The organism is Pectobacterium nicotianae, from assembly GCF_023272715.1.
GTDB lineage: Bacteria > Pseudomonadota > Gammaproteobacteria > Enterobacterales > Enterobacteriaceae > Pectobacterium > Pectobacterium brasiliense.
The window spans coordinates 3,355,140-3,371,355 of sequence record NZ_CP096821.1; the positions used below are offsets into that span (position 1 = coordinate 3,355,140).

General features: G+C 52.8%; 15 protein-coding genes and 1 tRNA gene. 9 read left to right on the plus strand and 7 right to left on the minus strand.

Annotation, left to right across the window (positions count from 1 at the left end):
* Window positions 1-147: 147 nt before the first annotated feature.
* Window positions 148-235, minus strand: a tRNA-Ser gene (locus MYB54_RS15000).
* A 273-nt stretch (window positions 236-508) separates the two neighbouring features.
* Here MYB54_RS15000 and MYB54_RS15005 point away from each other — a divergent pair.
* Complete coding sequence (locus tag MYB54_RS15005) at window positions 509-1,330, plus strand: pyridoxal phosphatase (protein WP_248721000.1); 822 nt, start codon at window positions 509-511, stop codon at window positions 1,328-1,330.
* 69 nt (window positions 1,331-1,399) lie between these two features.
* On the opposite strand, the gene glk is transcribed toward MYB54_RS15005, so the two are convergent.
* On the minus strand, window positions 1,400-2,365 hold the full coding sequence (gene glk / locus MYB54_RS15010; protein ID WP_248721001.1) for a glucokinase: 966 nt from the start codon (window positions 2,363-2,365) through the stop codon (window positions 1,400-1,402).
* Window positions 2,366-2,552: 187 nt separating this feature from the next.
* Here glk and MYB54_RS15015 point away from each other — a divergent pair, with 187 nt between their 5' ends.
* The 4 genes from MYB54_RS15015 to MYB54_RS15030 all read left to right on the plus strand — a co-directional run bounded on the left by MYB54_RS15015 (window position 2,553) and on the right by MYB54_RS15030 (window position 7,251).
* Entirely contained in the window at window positions 2,553-3,797 is a 1,245-nt protein-coding gene (locus MYB54_RS15015) for an MFS transporter (RefSeq protein ID WP_248721002.1), read from the plus strand.
* Between the two features lie 130 nt (window positions 3,798-3,927).
* Window positions 3,928-4,998: a sugar phosphate isomerase/epimerase family protein gene (locus MYB54_RS15020; RefSeq protein WP_014914703.1), complete on the plus strand. Its 1,071-nt coding sequence runs from the start codon at window positions 3,928-3,930 to the stop codon at window positions 4,996-4,998.
* Window positions 4,995-6,146, plus strand: coding sequence for a Gfo/Idh/MocA family protein (locus MYB54_RS15025; protein ID WP_248721003.1), 1,152 nt, complete (start codon window positions 4,995-4,997; stop codon window positions 6,144-6,146). The genes MYB54_RS15020 and MYB54_RS15025 overlap by 4 nt, the downstream gene beginning before the upstream one ends.
* Before the next feature lie 124 nt (window positions 6,147-6,270).
* Complete coding sequence (locus tag MYB54_RS15030; protein WP_039275563.1) at window positions 6,271-7,251, plus strand: LacI family DNA-binding transcriptional regulator; 981 nt, start codon at window positions 6,271-6,273, stop codon at window positions 7,249-7,251.
* Window positions 7,252-7,327: 76 nt separating this feature from the next.
* Here the strand turns inward: MYB54_RS15030 and MYB54_RS15035 are convergent, their stop codons facing one another.
* The 5 genes from MYB54_RS15035 to MYB54_RS15055 form a co-directional block, all read right to left on the minus strand.
* A complete protein-coding gene (locus MYB54_RS15035) occupies window positions 7,328-8,191 on the minus strand; it encodes a sugar phosphate isomerase/epimerase family protein (RefSeq protein WP_174435761.1) in 864 nt (287 codons plus the stop codon).
* 237 nt (window positions 8,192-8,428) lie between these two features.
* Window positions 8,429-9,487 (minus strand): molybdenum ABC transporter ATP-binding protein ModC, encoded by a 1,059-nt coding sequence (modC, locus tag MYB54_RS15040; protein ID WP_014914698.1) that lies wholly within the window; start codon window positions 9,485-9,487, stop codon window positions 8,429-8,431.
* The gene (gene modB / locus MYB54_RS15045) at window positions 9,487-10,176 is read right to left on the minus strand and encodes a molybdate ABC transporter permease subunit (protein WP_014914697.1); all 690 of its coding nucleotides are present in this window, start codon (window positions 10,174-10,176) and stop codon (window positions 9,487-9,489) included. Before modB ends, modC begins: the two co-directional genes overlap by 1 nt.
* Window positions 10,176-10,946 (minus strand): molybdate ABC transporter substrate-binding protein, encoded by a 771-nt coding sequence (gene modA, locus MYB54_RS15050; protein WP_014914696.1) that lies wholly within the window; start codon window positions 10,944-10,946, stop codon window positions 10,176-10,178. The genes modB and modA overlap by 1 nt, the downstream gene beginning before the upstream one ends.
* A gap of 145 nt (window positions 10,947-11,091) precedes the next feature.
* The gene (locus MYB54_RS15055) at window positions 11,092-11,247 is read right to left on the minus strand and encodes an AcrZ family multidrug efflux pump-associated protein (protein WP_010285329.1); all 156 of its coding nucleotides are present in this window, start codon (window positions 11,245-11,247) and stop codon (window positions 11,092-11,094) included.
* 196 nt (window positions 11,248-11,443) lie between these two features.
* Between MYB54_RS15055 and modE the strand changes: the two genes are divergently transcribed.
* From modE to galM, 4 genes are all read left to right on the plus strand, one after another.
* A complete protein-coding gene (modE, locus tag MYB54_RS15060; protein WP_180775069.1) occupies window positions 11,444-12,235 on the plus strand; it encodes a molybdenum-dependent transcriptional regulator in 792 nt (263 codons plus the stop codon).
* Window positions 12,236-12,275: 40 nt separating this feature from the next.
* Window positions 12,276-13,751, plus strand: a complete 1,476-nt coding sequence (gene modF, locus MYB54_RS15065; RefSeq protein WP_180788202.1) for a molybdate ABC transporter ATP-binding protein ModF — start codon at window positions 12,276-12,278, stop codon at window positions 13,749-13,751.
* Window positions 13,752-13,949: 198 nt separating this feature from the next.
* The gene (gene galE, locus MYB54_RS15070) at window positions 13,950-14,969 is read left to right on the plus strand and encodes a UDP-glucose 4-epimerase GalE (protein WP_205564405.1); all 1,020 of its coding nucleotides are present in this window, start codon (window positions 13,950-13,952) and stop codon (window positions 14,967-14,969) included.
* A 124-nt stretch (window positions 14,970-15,093) separates the two neighbouring features.
* Window positions 15,094-16,140, plus strand: a complete 1,047-nt coding sequence (gene galM / locus MYB54_RS15075; RefSeq protein ID WP_203450194.1) for a galactose-1-epimerase — start codon at window positions 15,094-15,096, stop codon at window positions 16,138-16,140.
* Window positions 16,141-16,216: the final 76 nt, after the last annotated feature.

Consider the following 16,216-nt stretch of genomic DNA (forward strand, 5'->3'; position numbering starts at 1 on the left):
CAGAAAGACCAAAGTCAGCCCGACGTTAAATTTACCAGTGCTGGAAAATTGAATAGCTATGCACTTTTAACAAAAGCGTATACCAATAAAATATACCAACAGCCAAAAACGAAAACGGGCTAGCCTAAGCTAACCCGTTGAATTTTGTGGCGGAGGAGTAGAGATTCGAACTCTAGAACGCTTTCGCGTCGCCGGTTTTCAAGACCGGTGCCTTCAACCACTCGGCCACTCCTCCGCAATGACGCGCACTATAAACAGTACGCCGCACATTGTAAAGCCGCATTGTGGTCAACTGCTTAAAAAATAGATGATAAGCCGTTGAAAGCATAGAAAATCAACAATGGCGCTGTAAAACCGTCCGTTTAGCCTTATTTCCCACCGCCGCGCTGAATCCTTCGTCATCAAATGAACCTCAGACACTTTTATCTCGCTGTTGTCTGTCTATTTTTCGTCATGTCCTTTATCGTAAGGGTAATTTGATACCCACATTTTTATTTGCGAGATAACGATGACCTACCGAGTAATTGCACTTGATCTTGATGGTACGCTACTGAATCAACAGAAAAAAATCCTGCCCGAATCGCTTAGCGCACTCGCGCTGGCCCGTCAGCAAGGCATAAAAGTGATGATCGTCACCGGACGCCACCACTCGGCAATCCACCCTTTTTATCAGGGATTGCAGTTGGATACGCCCGCCATCTGCTGTAACGGCACCTACGTCTATGATTACCAGCAGGGCCAGGCATCGCATACCAATCCGCTTTCTGTCGAACAGGCAAAAAATGTCATCACGCTGCTAGAGGAATGTGATATTCATGGGCTGATGTATGCCGATGACGATATGTATTACCAGTATCCGACCGGGCACGTAGTCCGCACGCTGGCATGGGCTGCGAACCTGCCAGAACAGCAGCGTCCTCGTTTCGCTCAGGTGGAAAATCTGGTGCGTCAGACCGAAGCGTCCCACGCTATCTGGAAATTCGCGACCACGCACGCCGATGTTCCCACACTGAACCACTTCGCCGCAGAAGTAGAAAAGCAGCTCGGACTCGCCTGTGAGTGGTCATGGCAGGATCAGGTTGATATCGCCCAAACCGGCAACAGCAAAGGCAAGCTGCTCCAGAAATGGCTTGGCGAACAGGGCATTAGCATGAAAGACGTCGTGGCATTCGGCGATAACTTTAACGATATCAGCATGCTGGAAGGCGTAGGATTGGGTGTCGCAATGGGCAACAGTGCCGATGAGATCAAAGCGAGAGCCGATCTGGTGATTGGCAGCAATGAAGAGCCTAGCATCGCCGATCTTATCCGTACCCGCATTCTGGCATAACCGACGATGACGCAATCAGGAAAAGCGACCACTCTCGCTTGCCTGATTGCGTGCGACTCACAAACAGACTTACAGCGCGCTACCCAGCACCTGCCGCAGGTACGCCCCCGCCCCCATTAATCCCGGCTGCTCATGGGTAATCAAGTACACGGGGATATCCTGCATATAGCCTTTGAACCGCCCTTTGTCTTCAAAAGCCGCCCGAAAACCGGAAGCTTTAAAGAACTCAAGAAAGCGCGGAACGATGCCGCCAGCAATATACACGCCACCAAATGTGCCTAAATTTAACGCCAGATTACCGCCGAAGCGTCCCATAATGACGCAGAAGAGCGACAGCGCACGGCGACAGTCCACATCCGTATTGTCGACGGCACGTTCGGTAACATCTTTAGGTTCCAGCGCCTCCGGCGTGCGGTCATCAGACAGCACCACGGCACGGTAGATATTTACCAGCCCCTGTCCGGAGAGTATGCGTTCAGCGGAAACATGCCCGAGCGACTGGCGCAAAACAGAGAGAATTTTGTCTTCTTCATCGCTATTCGGCGCGAAATCTACATGCCCGCCCTCACCCGGCAGGCTAATCCATTGATTGGCGGCATGGACCAGATGAGCGACGCCTAATCCCGTGCCTGCACCATACACAGCAATGGGTTTACCTGGCACAGGCTCCCCACCGCCAAATTGGAGTAAATCGGTGTTAGCCATCACCGGCACCGCCATGGAAACGGCGGTAAAATCGTTGATGACCTCAAAATGGCGCAGACCCAGACTCGCTTTCATTTCTGCGATGGAAAATGCCCAGGTATGGTTCGTCATTGCCACCCAGTCACCGGTAATCGGGCAGGCAATCGCGATACAAGCATCCTGTACCGTGACCTGCCGCGAATCGAGATAATCACGAATGGCCCCTTCCAGAGAAGGAAAATCCAGTCCGGAATAGGTCTCGGTTTGCGATAATTCACCCGTTGTGGCATCACACAATGCCAAACGCGTATTGGTGCCACCGACATCGCCCACTAAAACAAAATGCGTCATTCTTCTTTTCCCCTCAAGCAAAGCAGATTCCCGATCATTGCGCGAAAACAGCCAGCTACGCTATGGCTATATAACTTTCTAGTGATAAGGATCTCATTTATGGCTAAAAGCTGCGGTTAAGTTAAAAGTAATCGATTACATTTAGAAAACACAAATTGTAATCGATTACTTTTAAGAGGGATACCACATGGTTTCTTCATCTGAAAACACAGCTACCAAATCGTTACAGCCGGCCTTCGTGGTTCCCAGACTGTCACTCATGATGTTTTTAGAGTTCTTCATCTGGGGTTCATGGTCTGTCACCCTGGGCCTGGTTATGACACAGCACAACCTGGCCGCCATGATTGGCGACGCCTTCTCTGCCGGGCCAATCGCCTCAATCCTGTCGCCGTTTGTACTGGGCATGGTGGTTGACCGCTTCTTCCCCTCACAGAAAGTCATGGCGTTGCTGCACCTGATCGGCGCGGTCATCCTGTGGTTTGTGCCTACTGCGTTAATCAACGAAGACGGCTCACAGCTGCTGATCCTGCTGTTCGCCTACACGCTGTGCTTTATGCCAACGCTGGCATTAACCAACAACATCGCGTTCCATAACCTGACTAACAGTGAGAAGAGCTTCCCGGTTGTGCGGGTCTTCGGCACCATCGGTTGGATCGTCGCCGGTGTCTGCATCGGAACAGCGGGCATCTCCGCAAGCGTCAATATCTTCTACGTCGCGGCCGTTTGCTCTGCCATTCTGGCAGCTTACAGCCTGACGCTGCCGCATACCCCAGCGCCGGCAAAAGGCTTGCCGCTGGCAGTGCGCGATCTGTTCTGTGCTGATGCCTTTGCGCTGCTGAAGAAAGGCCACTTTCTGGTCTTTGCCATCTGCGCGATGCTGATCTCTATTCCACTGGGCACCTACTACGCTTACACCGCATCCTTCCTGAGCAATGCGGGTATCAGCGACGTCAGCACCGCGATGTCGTTTGGTCAGATGTCCGAAATCGTCTTCATGCTGATCATTCCGCTGCTGTTTAGAAAGCTGGGCGTGAAATACATGCTGTTCATCGGCATGCTGGCGTGGTTCGTACGCTATGCCCTCTTCGCGATGGGCGTGAATGAAGAAACACGCTGGTTGCTCTACATCGGTATCCTGCTGCACGGTATCTGCTATGACTTCTTCTTCGTCATTGGCTTCATCTACACCGACCGCATCGCGGGAGAGAAAATCAAAGGTCAGGCACAAAGTATGGTGGTCCTGTTCACCTACGGTATCGGCATGCTGCTGGGCTCGCAGGTTTCCGGTGCACTCTATAACCGTCTCTTCGACAACGGCACGTTAAACGCGCCTGAAATCTGGGCGACCTTCTGGTGGATCCCTGCGGTTGCCGCAGCCATCATCGCCGTCATCTTCCTCTTCTCCTTCAAATATAAAGAAGAGCAGGCCTAATTATTTGAGACAGATTATTTAACGAGAAAATGGGATGAGGTCGCCTATGGCACCTCATCCCACTGCATTCTCCGCTATCGCAATCGTGCAACGGTATTCATGACCACACCCGTTGCCAAAGGAGGTAATAATGAAGACGTTAAAAGGACCGGGTATTTTTCTCGCCCAGTATATTGGCGATCAGGCTCCCTTTAACACGCTGGAAAATTTGGCGCAATGGGCAGCCGGATTAGGCTTTAAAGCGCTACAAATCCCCTGCAATCACCCGCACATTTTCGATCTGGCCACGGCCGCCGACAGCCAAACTTACTGTGATAATGTGAAAGGACTGTTGGCGCAGCATGGGCTGACCATCAGCGAACTGTCGACCCATCTGGAAGGGCAGCTCGTTGCCGTCCACCCTGCGTATGACGATGCATTTGACGATTTCGCACCACCGGCTTACCGCCGCAATCCGCAGGCTCGCCAAGAGTGGGCTATTGCGGCAATCAAGCAGGCAGCAAAGGCTTCTTCACGCTTAGGACTAAACGCCCACGCTACGTTTTCCGGTGCATTGGCCTGGCCCTATTTTTACCCCTGGCCACCGCGTAAAGAGGTCATGATTCAGGAAGCCTTTAAAGAACTCGGCCGCCTGTGGACACCGATTCTCGACTGTTTTGACGAGTACGGCGTGGATGTGTGCTACGAGCTGCATCCGGGAGAAGATTTACACGACGGCGTAACCTTTGAACGCTTCCTTGATGTCGTCAATCATCACCCACGTGCCAACATTCTTTACGATCCTAGCCATATGTATTTGCAGCAGATGGACTACCTCGGCTTTATCGATCGCTATCATGCACGAATCAAAGCGTTCCATGTGAAAGATGCGGAATTTAACACGTCGAGCAAAAGCGGCGTCTACGGCGGCTATCAGTCATGGGCTGAACGCGCCGGCCGCTTCCGCTCACCGGGAGATGGTCAGATCGATTTCGGCGGCATCTTCAGCAAGCTGGCCCAATACGACTACGACGGTTGGGCGGTGCTGGAATGGGAATGCTGCCTGAAAGACAGCAATTGTGGGGCGAAAGAAGGGGCGGCGTTCATCAACCGCCACATTATTCCCGTCGCAGGACGCGCTTTTGACGATTTCGCCGCAACCAGCGACGATCGTCCGTTAGTCAGAAAAATGTTGGGATTAAAAGAGGAGAACGCAGAATGATTCGCGTTGGCATTATTGGTTCCGGTTTTATTGGCCCAGCACATATTGAAGCGATTCGTCGCCTTGGCTTCGTTGAGGTGGTGGCGCTGGCGGAAAACTCGCTCGATCTGGCACAGCAAAAAGCGCGCCAGCTCAACATTCCCCATGCCTACGGCAGCGTCGCTGATTTGTTAAATCATCCCGGTATTGATGCGATCCATAACTGCACGCCGAACCATCTCCATGCGGCGATCAATAAGCAGATTATTCAAGCAGGCAAGCACGTCTTTTCGGAAAAGCCGCTGTGTATGACCAGCGAGGAAGCACGTGAACTGGTCGCGCTGGCGGAAGAAAAAGGCGTTGTTCACGGCGTCAGCTTTGTCTATCGCCAGTTTGGCATGGTGCAGCAGGCTGCCAGTATGATTAGGCATCAGGAGATCGGCCGCGTCTTTGCGGTACACGGCGGCTATCTGCAAGACTGGATGCTGCGCGACACCGACTATAACTGGCGTGTTGAACCGGAGTATGGCGGTGTTTCCCGCGCGGTAGCCGACATCGGTTCGCACTGGTGCGATACGGTGCAGTTTATTTCCGGCCGGAAAATTGTCGAAGTCTTCGCCGATTTAGCCATCGTCCATCCGATCCGCAAATCCAATCGGAACGGTGCGTCCACGTTTTCATCGTCCGATGCATCACCAGAGTACGACGACAAACCGGTCAAGACCGAAGACTACGCGACCGTGTTACTGCGCTTTGAGGATGGCAGCCGTGGATCCTTTACCGTTTCTCAGGTCAGCGCTGGCCGGAAAAATCGCCTGACGTTTGAAGTGAATGGCAGTGAACAGTCGCTGGCGTGGGATCAGGAAACGCCGCAACAGCTGTGGATCGGTCATCGTGATAAACCGAATCAGATGTTGTCGGACGATCCTGGACTGCTGAACCCGGAAGCCGCCGCTGCGGTCCACTTCCCCGGTGGGCATATCGAAGGCTGGCCGGATGCGTTCAAGAACATGATGGCGAACTTTTATACCTATCTGCGCGACGGCAAACAGCCGGGCGTCGATCCGTGCAACTTCGCCACCTTCTACGACGGTGCGAACATCATGTTCATCATTGACGCCATCGTACAAAGCCATCAGCAACAAACGTGGGTGAAGGTCGCCAATTAAGGCATCAGACCGTTCACTCTCTCACGGTATTCATCCCGCAGGTGCGACGCCTGCGGGATGCAGCCAGAGATATTTATGGTAATCTGCTCAGCCAAGCATAAGTAGCGTGAGTGCCTTCTGAATTATGTCGATTCAAAAAATAGCACGGATAGCTGGAGTCTCGGTTGCCACCGTTTCACGGGTGTTGAACAACATTGGTAGCGTGAAACCGCAAAACCGGGAACGTGTTCTCAATGCGATAAAAAGCAGCAATTATCAGCCGAACTTACTGGCCCGGCAGCTACGTACCGCGCGCAGCCAGATGTTATTGGTCATGGTTTCCAACATTGCCAACCCCTTCTGTGCCGATGTCGTGAAAGGCATTGAGGCGGAAGCGGAAGAAAACGGCTACCGCATTCTTCTGTGCAATTCAGGTGCCGATATCGTTCGCGCCCACTCCAGCCTGCAACTGCTGTCCGGTAAAATGGTCGATGGTGTGATCACCATGGATGCCATTTCAACGCTGTCTGCACTTCAGGACATGATTGGCACCGCGCCTTGGGTGCAGTGCGCCGAGCATGACGATACATCCGCTATTTCATCCGTCGGGATTGATAACGCCGAAGCGTCACGTTTCGTGATTAATCACTTTATTGGCAAAGGCCGCCGCCGTATCGCCATGATTAACCACGACATGAATTACCTCTACGCCCAGCAGCGAGAGAAAGGCTATCGCGACGTTATCGCGGAGAATGGGTTTGATTACGGCAAAGTCGAATACGCCAGTACGCTGAGCTATTCAGGCGGAAAAGCCGCAATGAACGCGCTGCTTAACGATCCGGATCGGCCAGATGCCGTCTTTGTGGTGTCCGATACGTTGGCTGCAGGCGCACTGTCGGCAATCTGTGAGGCGGGATTGAGCGCGCCACAGGATATTGCAGTGATCGGTTTCGACGGTTCAGAGCTGGGTTACATCACCTCGCCTCAGCTCAGTACGATTCAGCAGCCGTCCGCACATATCGGCAGAGAGGCCGTGAAATTGCTATTACAACAAATCGACCAGCCTGCCAGCGAAACAGAAAAGCGCTTACTGGAATGGACGTTTGTCGAACGGGCATCCAGCTAACTGACTCAGAATATCCGGTTCACTATCCCACATTTTGCAACCTGCGGCTCGCTGACCGCAGGTTGATAGCGCTTCCTTACTTACTTTTTATCTTACTCAGCTTTTCATACAGCGACTGGTAAGCTGCGGAAACAATGGCCTGTGGATCTTTTGGTAAGTCATGTTCGGCAACAAACCACTGAGCACCCGCCTTAGACGCAGCAGGGAGAATCTCTTCCCACGCCAAAATGCCCTCACCCGGTGGGGCAAAGTTCATTTCATCATCGCGGATGCCGATTGAAGTGTTATCTTTCGCATGAATTGAATAAATACGCCCTTTGTACTGGCGCAGGAGACGCACAGGATCCTGTCCTCCGCGCGATACCCAGGCAACATCCATTTCCAGCATCAGGTTCTCTGGCTCTGCCGCATCCATCATGATTTCCAGCGCGGTTTTACCGCGATACTTCTTCATCTCGAAATTATGGTTGTGATAAGCCAGCTTCATACCCTGCTTCTTCAACTCACGTCCAAGATCGTTCATTTCCACACCAAAGCGCTTCCAGCCCTCTGCGCTATCTGGTCGGTCTTCTACGTTTAGCCACGGCACGATAATCATGCTGTTGCCGATGGCTTTGTTAAAGGCTACAACCTCAGCCATATTGCTTTTCAGTTCGCCAAACTGGACATGCGCAGCAATGGCTTTCAACTGATACTTTCCTAATAACCCCTTCATTTCTGACGCACTAATGTCATGCGTCCCCACCAGCTCAACCGCCTTAAATCCAGCGCCTCGCGCCATGGAAAATTGCTCGTCGAGCGTATTCAAGCTGCGCAGCGTATACATCTGCAACGCTATTTTTTGGTTTTCTGCTGGACGCTCGGCAAGCGCCAAACCCGATGAAACTATCAACAATAGCGGTATAGCGAACGCACGGCGCAATAACGTCATACAAGGCATGTCCTTCTCCTATTTTTATCCCGTAGCACAGGTGAAAACAAAAAGTAATCGATTACTTTTTATGATAAAAAAATAACAACGCGGGGATAATTTATCTGACTACCTTGTTTACGCGGTAGAAAAAACGCATTGAAAATCACTCTCAATACTCGTTTTGTTATCTTAGTCACAGAATATCGACTGATTCACGAGATAGACCGAGCGATATGAACGGCTGTTCCATCGCTCGGCCTGTGCTTACGCCGTGATCGACACGCTCTTAATCTGTGCGTAGATCGTTTGCCCAGGATGAAGTACGAGATCGTCCCGTGCCCACGGAGTAATACGGGACCACAGCGTCTGCTGGCCGATCGCAAGCTTCACTTCAACCTGTTCGTCGACATCAATGCACTCCACCACGCTGGCACGCAGCACATTACGGATGCTGCTTTTTTCCGGCGGCTCCAGCACCAGAGAGACATCGGCAGCATTCACCCGAATGCGCAATGCGGCGTCCTGCGGGAGTTCGACTTTTCCGACCCACACCTGCTGGTCGCCTAATGCCAGCGCCGTCATTGCGTAATGCTCATGCTGAGCCAACACACGCGCACTCAGAATACTGCTCTGTTCGTCTTTCGGTAACCACGGGCGTAGCGCGCTGCTGGCCCACACCTCTTCCAGCAGCCCCTGCGCCTTCACTTTGCCTTTATCAAGCACCACGACATGATCGGCTAACCGGACAATCTCTTCCAGACTGTGGCTGACATACAAGATCGGGATATTGACTTCTTTCGCCAGACGCTCCAGATACGGCAACAGCTCGCGCTTTCTGGGTAAATCCAGCGACGCCAGCGGTTCATCCATAAGCAGCAGTTCCGGTGCGGTTAGCAACGCCCGACCAATCGCAACACGCTGTTTTTCGCCACCGGACAGCGTCCGTGGATAGCGATTTAGCAGCGGCTCAATGCCTAGCAAATTGACGATGTCATCGAACTGCGATTCCATTGTCTCCGCCATGCCATAGCGTAGATTACCGCGCACGCGATAGTGCGGAAACAGGCGAGCATCCTGAAACACATAGCCGATTCGCCGCTTTTCCGGCGGTAAAAAAACACGCTGCTGCGTATCCACCAGCACATGATTATTGAGCACAATCCGCCCACCATCCGGGCGAGTCAAGCCAACAACGGCGTTGATCAGCGAGGTTTTCCCTGCCCCGGATACGCCGAAAATCGCGGTAATACCGTTCGCAGGCAGTTCAGACTGAACGCGAAGTTCGAGACTACCCAGCTGTTGATGAAAATCGAGTTGCAGCATTATCCCCCCAACCGCTTGCGGCTCCAGTTTGTTAGCCATTCCGATGCTAACAACGCAGCCAGCGACAAGACGATGGCAATGATACACAGCCTTGCTGCATCAGCCTCCGCGCCGGGCGTTTCAATCAGGGTATACATCGCGAGCGGAATGGTTCGGGTTTCGCCGGGGATATTAGAAACAAACGTAATGGTCGCGCCAAATTCGCCCAGCGAACGGGCAAACGCCAATACGGTTCCAACAACAATCCCAGGAAAAGAGAGAGGTAATGTGATGGTGAAAAACACGCGCCACGGCGAGGCACCCAGTGTTCGAGCGGCCTGTTCCAGATGCGTATCGACGGCATCAAGCGACAGCCGGATCGCCCGAACCATCAGCGGAAATGCGACAATCGCCGACGCTAATGCAGCACCGCGCCAGCTAAAACTAAAGCTGAAGCCGAACCAGTCATAGAGCCAGGAACCGATTACGCCGCGTCTTCCCATCGCCACCAGCAGCAGATAACCAATGACCACTGGCGGCAGCACCAGTGGTAAATGGATAATGCTATCCAGCAGTGATTTGCCGGGGAACCGACAGCGCACTAAAATCCACGCCATCAGTATCCCAAACGGCAAGCTGCACGCCACGGCCACAACGGAAACTTTGAGGCTCAGCTCAACCGCCTGCCATTCGTAATCACTCAGCATCATTAACGCGGCGCGAAGCCGTAACGTTTAAATACCGCTGCCGCTTCTGGCGTTTTCAGGTAATCATAAAAACCGGTAACCGCCGCGTTTTTATGCTCTTTGACTATTGCCATCGGATATTCGACAGGCTTGTGGCTCGTCGCAGGGAATGTACCGACGACCTTAACTTTGTCGCTGGCAACCGCATCAGAACCATAAACGATACCCAACGGAGCTTCTTCACGCTCCACCAGCGCCATAGCTGCACGTACGTTATTGGCGCGCGCCATCAGCGGGGAGAGTTCATCCCAGGCTTTCAAATTCTGTAAGGCTTCTTTGGCATAGATCCCAGCAGGCACATGATCCGGATCGCCAACGGCCAGACGTCCGCCTTTCAGCAGGCTTTTCCAGTCAGTTTTGTCGTCAATCTTAATCTCTTTCTGCGCACTCGCCTTCGGCGCAATCACCACCAGCTCATTGCCCAACAGCGTGTGACGCGTAGCCGTATCCATCAGGTTTTTATCCTGCGCGTAGTCCATCCACTGTTGGTCAGCAGAGATGAACAGATCGGCAGGCGCACCTTGCTCAATCTGGCGCGCCAGCGTTGAGGATGATGCGTAAGACGCCACGACGGCAACGTTTTTCTCTTTCTGATATTGCGTGGCGATTTCCTGCAACGCATTCGTCAATGATGCGGCGGCGAATACAGTAACTTTATCTTCTGCTGCCGCAGGCAGCGCCATTCCTGCACTGAGGGTCAGTGCGGCAAACCATTTTAACCATTGCTGCTTCATTCTTGTCTCCTGACAATTATCGCTGTGTAAATAATGATATAACGAATTATGAAGCAGTGTCATGCGCTTTAAAGAGGTAGATGGGGGAGGTAGAAAAGAAATGTCCGGCCAAAAGCCGGACATCAAAATAGGAAAGGATCGTGAATCAGTGCTGATTCTTTGCGCGCTGGCCGTCGGAATGACCGATGCGGGACAACACGTTAAACACTTCGCCCAGGCAATAAATCGCCCCCATGATAACCACCATCATCACAGGAACCATGGCAACTGCAAACAGCAGGCTCTTCAACAACTCCAACATGCTTACCTCACTTATTGCAACGGTTACCGCTACTTTAGCCCGCCTAACGTGCTATTTCACTGTAAGCCGAGATCGTCGTAATTGCCACGTAGTCTACCGCAGTAATAGAAAATAGTGCGTCTATTTGTGCGATTTGCCCCTGATGAAGAAAATAGCGACAATACAGAGAATTAAACTCACCAACGGTGCCCTCACTATGCAGGCTGAAATTCTTCTCACCCTGAAACTCCAACAGCGTTTATTCGCCGATCCGCGGCGCATTGAATTGCTCAAGCAAATTCGTCATACCGGTTCAATCAGCCAGGGCGCCAAGCTGGCGGGGATTAGCTATAAAAGCGCATGGGATGCTATCAATGAGATGAATCAATTGGCCGAACAGACCATCGTCGAGCGTATGACCGGTGGCAAAGGCGGTGGCGGGGCTCAGCTCACCCGCTACGGCGAACGTCTTCTCCAGCTGTACGATTTGCTCGCGCAGATTCAGCAAAAAGCCTTTGATGTCTTGCAGGAAGACGGTCTGCCGTTAGATAGCCTGCTGGCAGCCATCGCGCGTTTCTCACTGCAAACCAGCGCCCGTAACCAGTTTTTTGGAACCGTGCTCGCACGCGGTGAAGAACAGGTGCAACAACATCTGGATCTTTTACTCGCCGATGGTAAAACAACGATCAGCGCCCTGATTACGCAACAAAGCGCCGAGCGCCTGCAATTACAGAAAGGGAAAGAGGTGCTGGCACTGATTAAAGCACCGTGGATCGATGTGTACGCAGCAACATCCGCCGCGCCTGATGTTGATAACGTCTTATCAGGGCAAATTCAGTCCATTCAGCACGGTGTAGAAAACAGCGAAATTCTGATTACGCTGACCGGGGGGGAAACCCTGTGTGCCATGGTGCCGAATGTCTTGCTTGAGCAGCAAAAGCTGCGACAGGGAGCGGATGTGAAAGCCTGCTTCAATGCGGACCGGGTTATTATCGCCACGCTTTGTTAATGTCGCTTTAGCGCTATCGCCGTCTGACGAAGGATAGAAAATGTCATTGTTAAAAATCACTCAGGGGCTGTTTCGTCTCAGCGACACCCGCATGCTGCGTCTGGACGAACTGACGCTCGAACAAAACCAGTGCTGGGCCTTTGTCGGGGCCAACGGAAGTGGTAAATCTGCACTGGCGCGGGCGCTATCCGGCGAACTGCCAATATTGCGTGGCGAACGAACAACGGGATTTCAACGCCCCGTCCGACTGTCGTTTGAACAATTACAAAAACTGGTTTCTGACGAGTGGCAGCGCAATAACACCGATCTGCTCAGTGAAGGTGAAGACGACACTGGCCGCACCACGGCAGAAGTGATTCAGGATAGCCTCAACGATCCCGCGCGTTGCCAACAGCTGGCACACCAGTTTGGTATTGCGCATTTACTGGAGCGCCGCTTCAAGTACCTCTCTACGGGGGAAACCCGTAAGTCGATGCTGTGTCAGGCGCTGATGACTCAACCCGACCTGCTGATTCTCGACGAGCCTTTCGATGGGTTGGACGTTGCCTCCCGCCAGCAGCTTGCCGATGAGCTGAGGAAACTGGCAGGCACCGGTTATACGCTGGTGCTTATTCTGAATCGCTTCGACGAGATCCCTGACTTTATCAACCATGTCGGTGTGCTGGCAGACTGTACGCTGACCCGCGTCGGCGAGCGTGAAACGATCCTCTCTGAAGCGCTGGTGGCCCAGCTCGCATTTAGCGAAAAACTGTCGGGAAGTTCGCTGCCAGAACCGGAAGATCCGCAGCGGTATATGACGCTTCCCGCTGACGAGGCACGCATTCGGCTGCGTAACGGCGTGGTGCAGTACAACGACCGACCTATTCTGCACGAGCTAACGTGGGAAGTGTTGCCCGGTCAGCATTGGCAGATTGTCGGGCCAAATGGCGCGGGGAAATCGACGCTGCTCAGCCTGATTACAGGCGATCATCCGCAAGGCTACAGTAACGATCTCACGCTGTTTGGCCGCAAACGCGGCAGCGGTGAAACCATCTGGGACATCAAGCGCCACATCGGTTACGTCAGCAGCAGCTTCCATCTGGATTACCGCGTCAGCACCAGCGTGCGCAACGTTATCCTGTCAGGTTTTTTTGACTCTATCGGCATTTATCAGGCCGTTTCCGACCGCCAGCGCCACCTGACCGAACAGTGGCTCACTCTGCTTGGGCTCAATGGCGCTATTGCCGATACCCCGTTTCAGTCGCTCTCCTGGGGTCAGCAGCGTCTGACGCTAATTGCCCGCGCGTTAGTCAAACACCCCGCCCTGCTCATTCTTGATGAACCGCTACAGGGGCTTGATCCGCTCAATCGCCAACTGGTACGCCGCTGGCTGGATATTCTGATTGGCGAGGGCGAAACGCAGCTACTCTTTGTCTCTCACCACGCGGAAGACGCGCCGGAATGCATCACGCATCGGCTCACTTTCGTCCCGCACAACGACATCTACCGCTATCAGATTGACGCGTTATGTAAATAACGCCTAAAAACAGGGATGATAACGCTACCACAAAATAAAATGTAGGGTAGAAAGCCAGGCTCATTTACACTGTAGATTATGCTTCACTCAGTTTATTCGTAAAGAAACCATCGATAACAGAGGCAGATTCTCGCTGTAGATCACCTTTTTCTGCCCCTAACCATGTTATTTTGCTGCATTGCGATAATAGAGGTCATTATGAACGTTCTTGTCACAGGTGGTAGCGGTTACATAGGAAGTCATACTTGCGTACAATTGCTGGCTGCCGGGCACACTCCCATCATTCTCGATAACTTGTGCAACAGCAAGGCTAGCGTCGTTAAAACCATTACACGCTTAACCGATAAGACACCCGTTTTTTATCAGGGCGATATCCGCGACAGCGCGCTGTTGGACGATATTTTCGCTAAGCATTCCATTGATTCTGTCATCCACTTTGCCGGCTTAAAAGCCGTGGGCGAATCAGTGCGTGAACCGTTGAGCTACTATGATAATAACGTCTACGGTACGCTCGTGCTCGTAGAGGCGATGAAGAGAGCAGGCGTGAAAAACCTGATTTTTAGCTCCTCCGCCACCGTCTATGGCGATCAACCACGCACGCCCTATCAGGAAAGTTTCCCCACAGGGCACCCTGCCAGCCCTTATGGCCGTAGCAAGCTGATGGTCGAGCAAATCCTGCAAGACTTACAGCATGCAGAACCGGAATGGAGTATTACGCTGTTGCGGTATTTCAACCCGGTTGGTGCCCATCCATCGGGTGAGATGGGTGAAGACCCACAAGGTGTGCCCAATAACCTGATGCCTTACATCGCTCAGGTTGCTGTCGGGCGTCGCGACTCACTGGCGATCTTCGGTAATGACTACCCTACCGCTGACGGCACTGGCGTGCGAGATTACATCCACGTCGTCGATCTGGCTGACGGTCATATCGCCGCCATGAACACCCTGCAAAATCGTGCTGGCGTGCATATTTATAATCTGGGCGCAGGCGTAGGCTACAGTGTATTGCAGGTCGTCGAAGCCTTTAGTCAGGCCTGTGGCAAGCCGCTGGCTTACCATTTTGCCCCACGTCGTCAGGGCGATCTGCCTGCTTATTGGGCAGATGCCGAGCGTGCAGCGAAAGACCTTAACTGGCGAGTCACACGCTCACTGCAAGAAATGGCGCAGGACACCTGGCGCTGGCAGTCCAACCACCCCAACGGGTACGACGAAGAATGACGGCGTTTTTTCACGCTGAATGACAGATAAGGGAAGCGCGGCAGAGCTGATTTTTGCAACCTTCCCCTATCTGCAACCATCAGCCAACCTTCTCTATCTTCTCAGGCCTCTACAGGAGCAAGTCATGTTGAATGAAAGTCTTAGCACGCTGGCACCCGATGGTCAGCCGTTTCAATTAACGACCTTGCAGAATCAGGCGGGCATGCGCGTGCGCCTGATGGACTGGGGTGCAACCTGGCTTTCCTGTGAGCTGCCGCTACCAGAGGGTGAGGTGCGAGAAGTCTTATTGGGCTGTGCATCGCCCGAGCAGTATCCGCGACAAAGCGCTTATCTCGGTGCATCGATTGGCCGCTATGCCAACCGCATAGCCAAAGCCACATTCAGTCGAGAGACCGAAACGTTCCATCTGGTTCCAAACCAGAACGAGCACCAGTTGCACGGTGGCCCGGAAGGCTTTCACGCCCGCCGCTGGCGAATTGCCAGTCAGGATGCAACGCAGGTGACGTACCAGTTACACTCACCGGATGGCGATCAAGGATATCCAGGGCATCTCAACGTACAGGTGACCTACGCGCTGACCGAACATAATTCACTGGAAATCTCGTATCAGGCGACCGTAGAGAAAGCCTGCCCCGTTTGCCTGACCAACCACGCGTATTTCAACCTTGATGGCGATCTGACTGACGTCCGTAAGCACCAGTTGCAACTGTTTGCCGACTATTATTTACCGGTTAATAGTTCGGGCATTCCTAACGCCGATCTGACATCGGTAAACGCTACCGGAATGGATTTCCGCCAGCCAAAAACGCTGGAAGAAGATTTCCTGCGCGACAGCGATCAAATGGCCGTCGGCGGCTACGATCACGCTTATTTATTGCATCGCACCTGCGGTTCCAGCGAAAGTCCGGCTGCCAATTTATGGTCATCCGATGGCCGCGTGCTGATGAGCGTTTTCACCAGCGCTCCCGCCTTACAGCTCTACAGCGGCAACTTTCTGGCCGGAACGCCCTCACGAGACGGCGGTCAATATGAAAACTATGCCGGTGTCGCACTGGAAAGTGAATTCCTGCCGGACAGCCCGAATCACCCAGACTGGCCGCAGCCCGACTGCTGGCTGAAACCGGGGAAAGTCTATCGCTCAGATACCACGTACCAGTTTCTCGTACAGTAACCGAACAGCAAAACATAATTAACCCATTGATAACATTGGCAGATAACTTTCTGCCAATTTACAAAACTATGCTATT

What these genes read in the sequence shown, in the direction of transcription:
- MYB54_RS15035 (WP_174435761.1), bottom strand. Translation starts at nt 8,191, where the DNA reads ATGCCTTGTATGACGTTATTGCGCCGTGCGTTCGCTATACCGCTATTG.
- MYB54_RS15030 (WP_039275563.1), top strand. Translation starts at nt 6,271, where the DNA reads ATGTCGATTCAAAAAATAGCACGGATAGCTGGAGTCTCGGTTGCCACC.
- MYB54_RS15015 (WP_248721002.1), top strand. Translation starts at nt 2,553, where the DNA reads ATGGTTTCTTCATCTGAAAACACAGCTACCAAATCGTTACAGCCGGCC.
- MYB54_RS15020 (WP_014914703.1), top strand. Translation starts at nt 3,928, where the DNA reads ATGAAGACGTTAAAAGGACCGGGTATTTTTCTCGCCCAGTATATTGGC.
- glk (WP_248721001.1), bottom strand. Translation starts at nt 2,365, where the DNA reads ATGACGCATTTTGTTTTAGTGGGCGATGTCGGTGGCACCAATACGCGT.
- MYB54_RS15005 (WP_248721000.1), top strand. Translation starts at nt 509, where the DNA reads ATGACCTACCGAGTAATTGCACTTGATCTTGATGGTACGCTACTGAAT.
- galE (WP_205564405.1), top strand. Translation starts at nt 13,950, where the DNA reads ATGAACGTTCTTGTCACAGGTGGTAGCGGTTACATAGGAAGTCATACT.
- MYB54_RS15025 (WP_248721003.1), top strand. Translation starts at nt 4,995, where the DNA reads ATGATTCGCGTTGGCATTATTGGTTCCGGTTTTATTGGCCCAGCACAT.
- modB (WP_014914697.1), bottom strand. Translation starts at nt 10,176, where the DNA reads ATGATGCTGAGTGATTACGAATGGCAGGCGGTTGAGCTGAGCCTCAAA.
- galM (WP_203450194.1), top strand. Translation starts at nt 15,094, where the DNA reads ATGTTGAATGAAAGTCTTAGCACGCTGGCACCCGATGGTCAGCCGTTT.
- modA (WP_014914696.1), bottom strand. Translation starts at nt 10,946, where the DNA reads ATGAAGCAGCAATGGTTAAAATGGTTTGCCGCACTGACCCTCAGTGCA.
- modF (WP_180788202.1), top strand. Translation starts at nt 12,276, where the DNA reads ATGTCATTGTTAAAAATCACTCAGGGGCTGTTTCGTCTCAGCGACACC.
- MYB54_RS15055 (WP_010285329.1), bottom strand. Translation starts at nt 11,247, where the DNA reads ATGTTGGAGTTGTTGAAGAGCCTGCTGTTTGCAGTTGCCATGGTTCCT.
- modC (WP_014914698.1), bottom strand. Translation starts at nt 9,487, where the DNA reads ATGCTGCAACTCGATTTTCATCAACAGCTGGGTAGTCTCGAACTTCGC.
- modE (WP_180775069.1), top strand. Translation starts at nt 11,444, where the DNA reads ATGCAGGCTGAAATTCTTCTCACCCTGAAACTCCAACAGCGTTTATTC.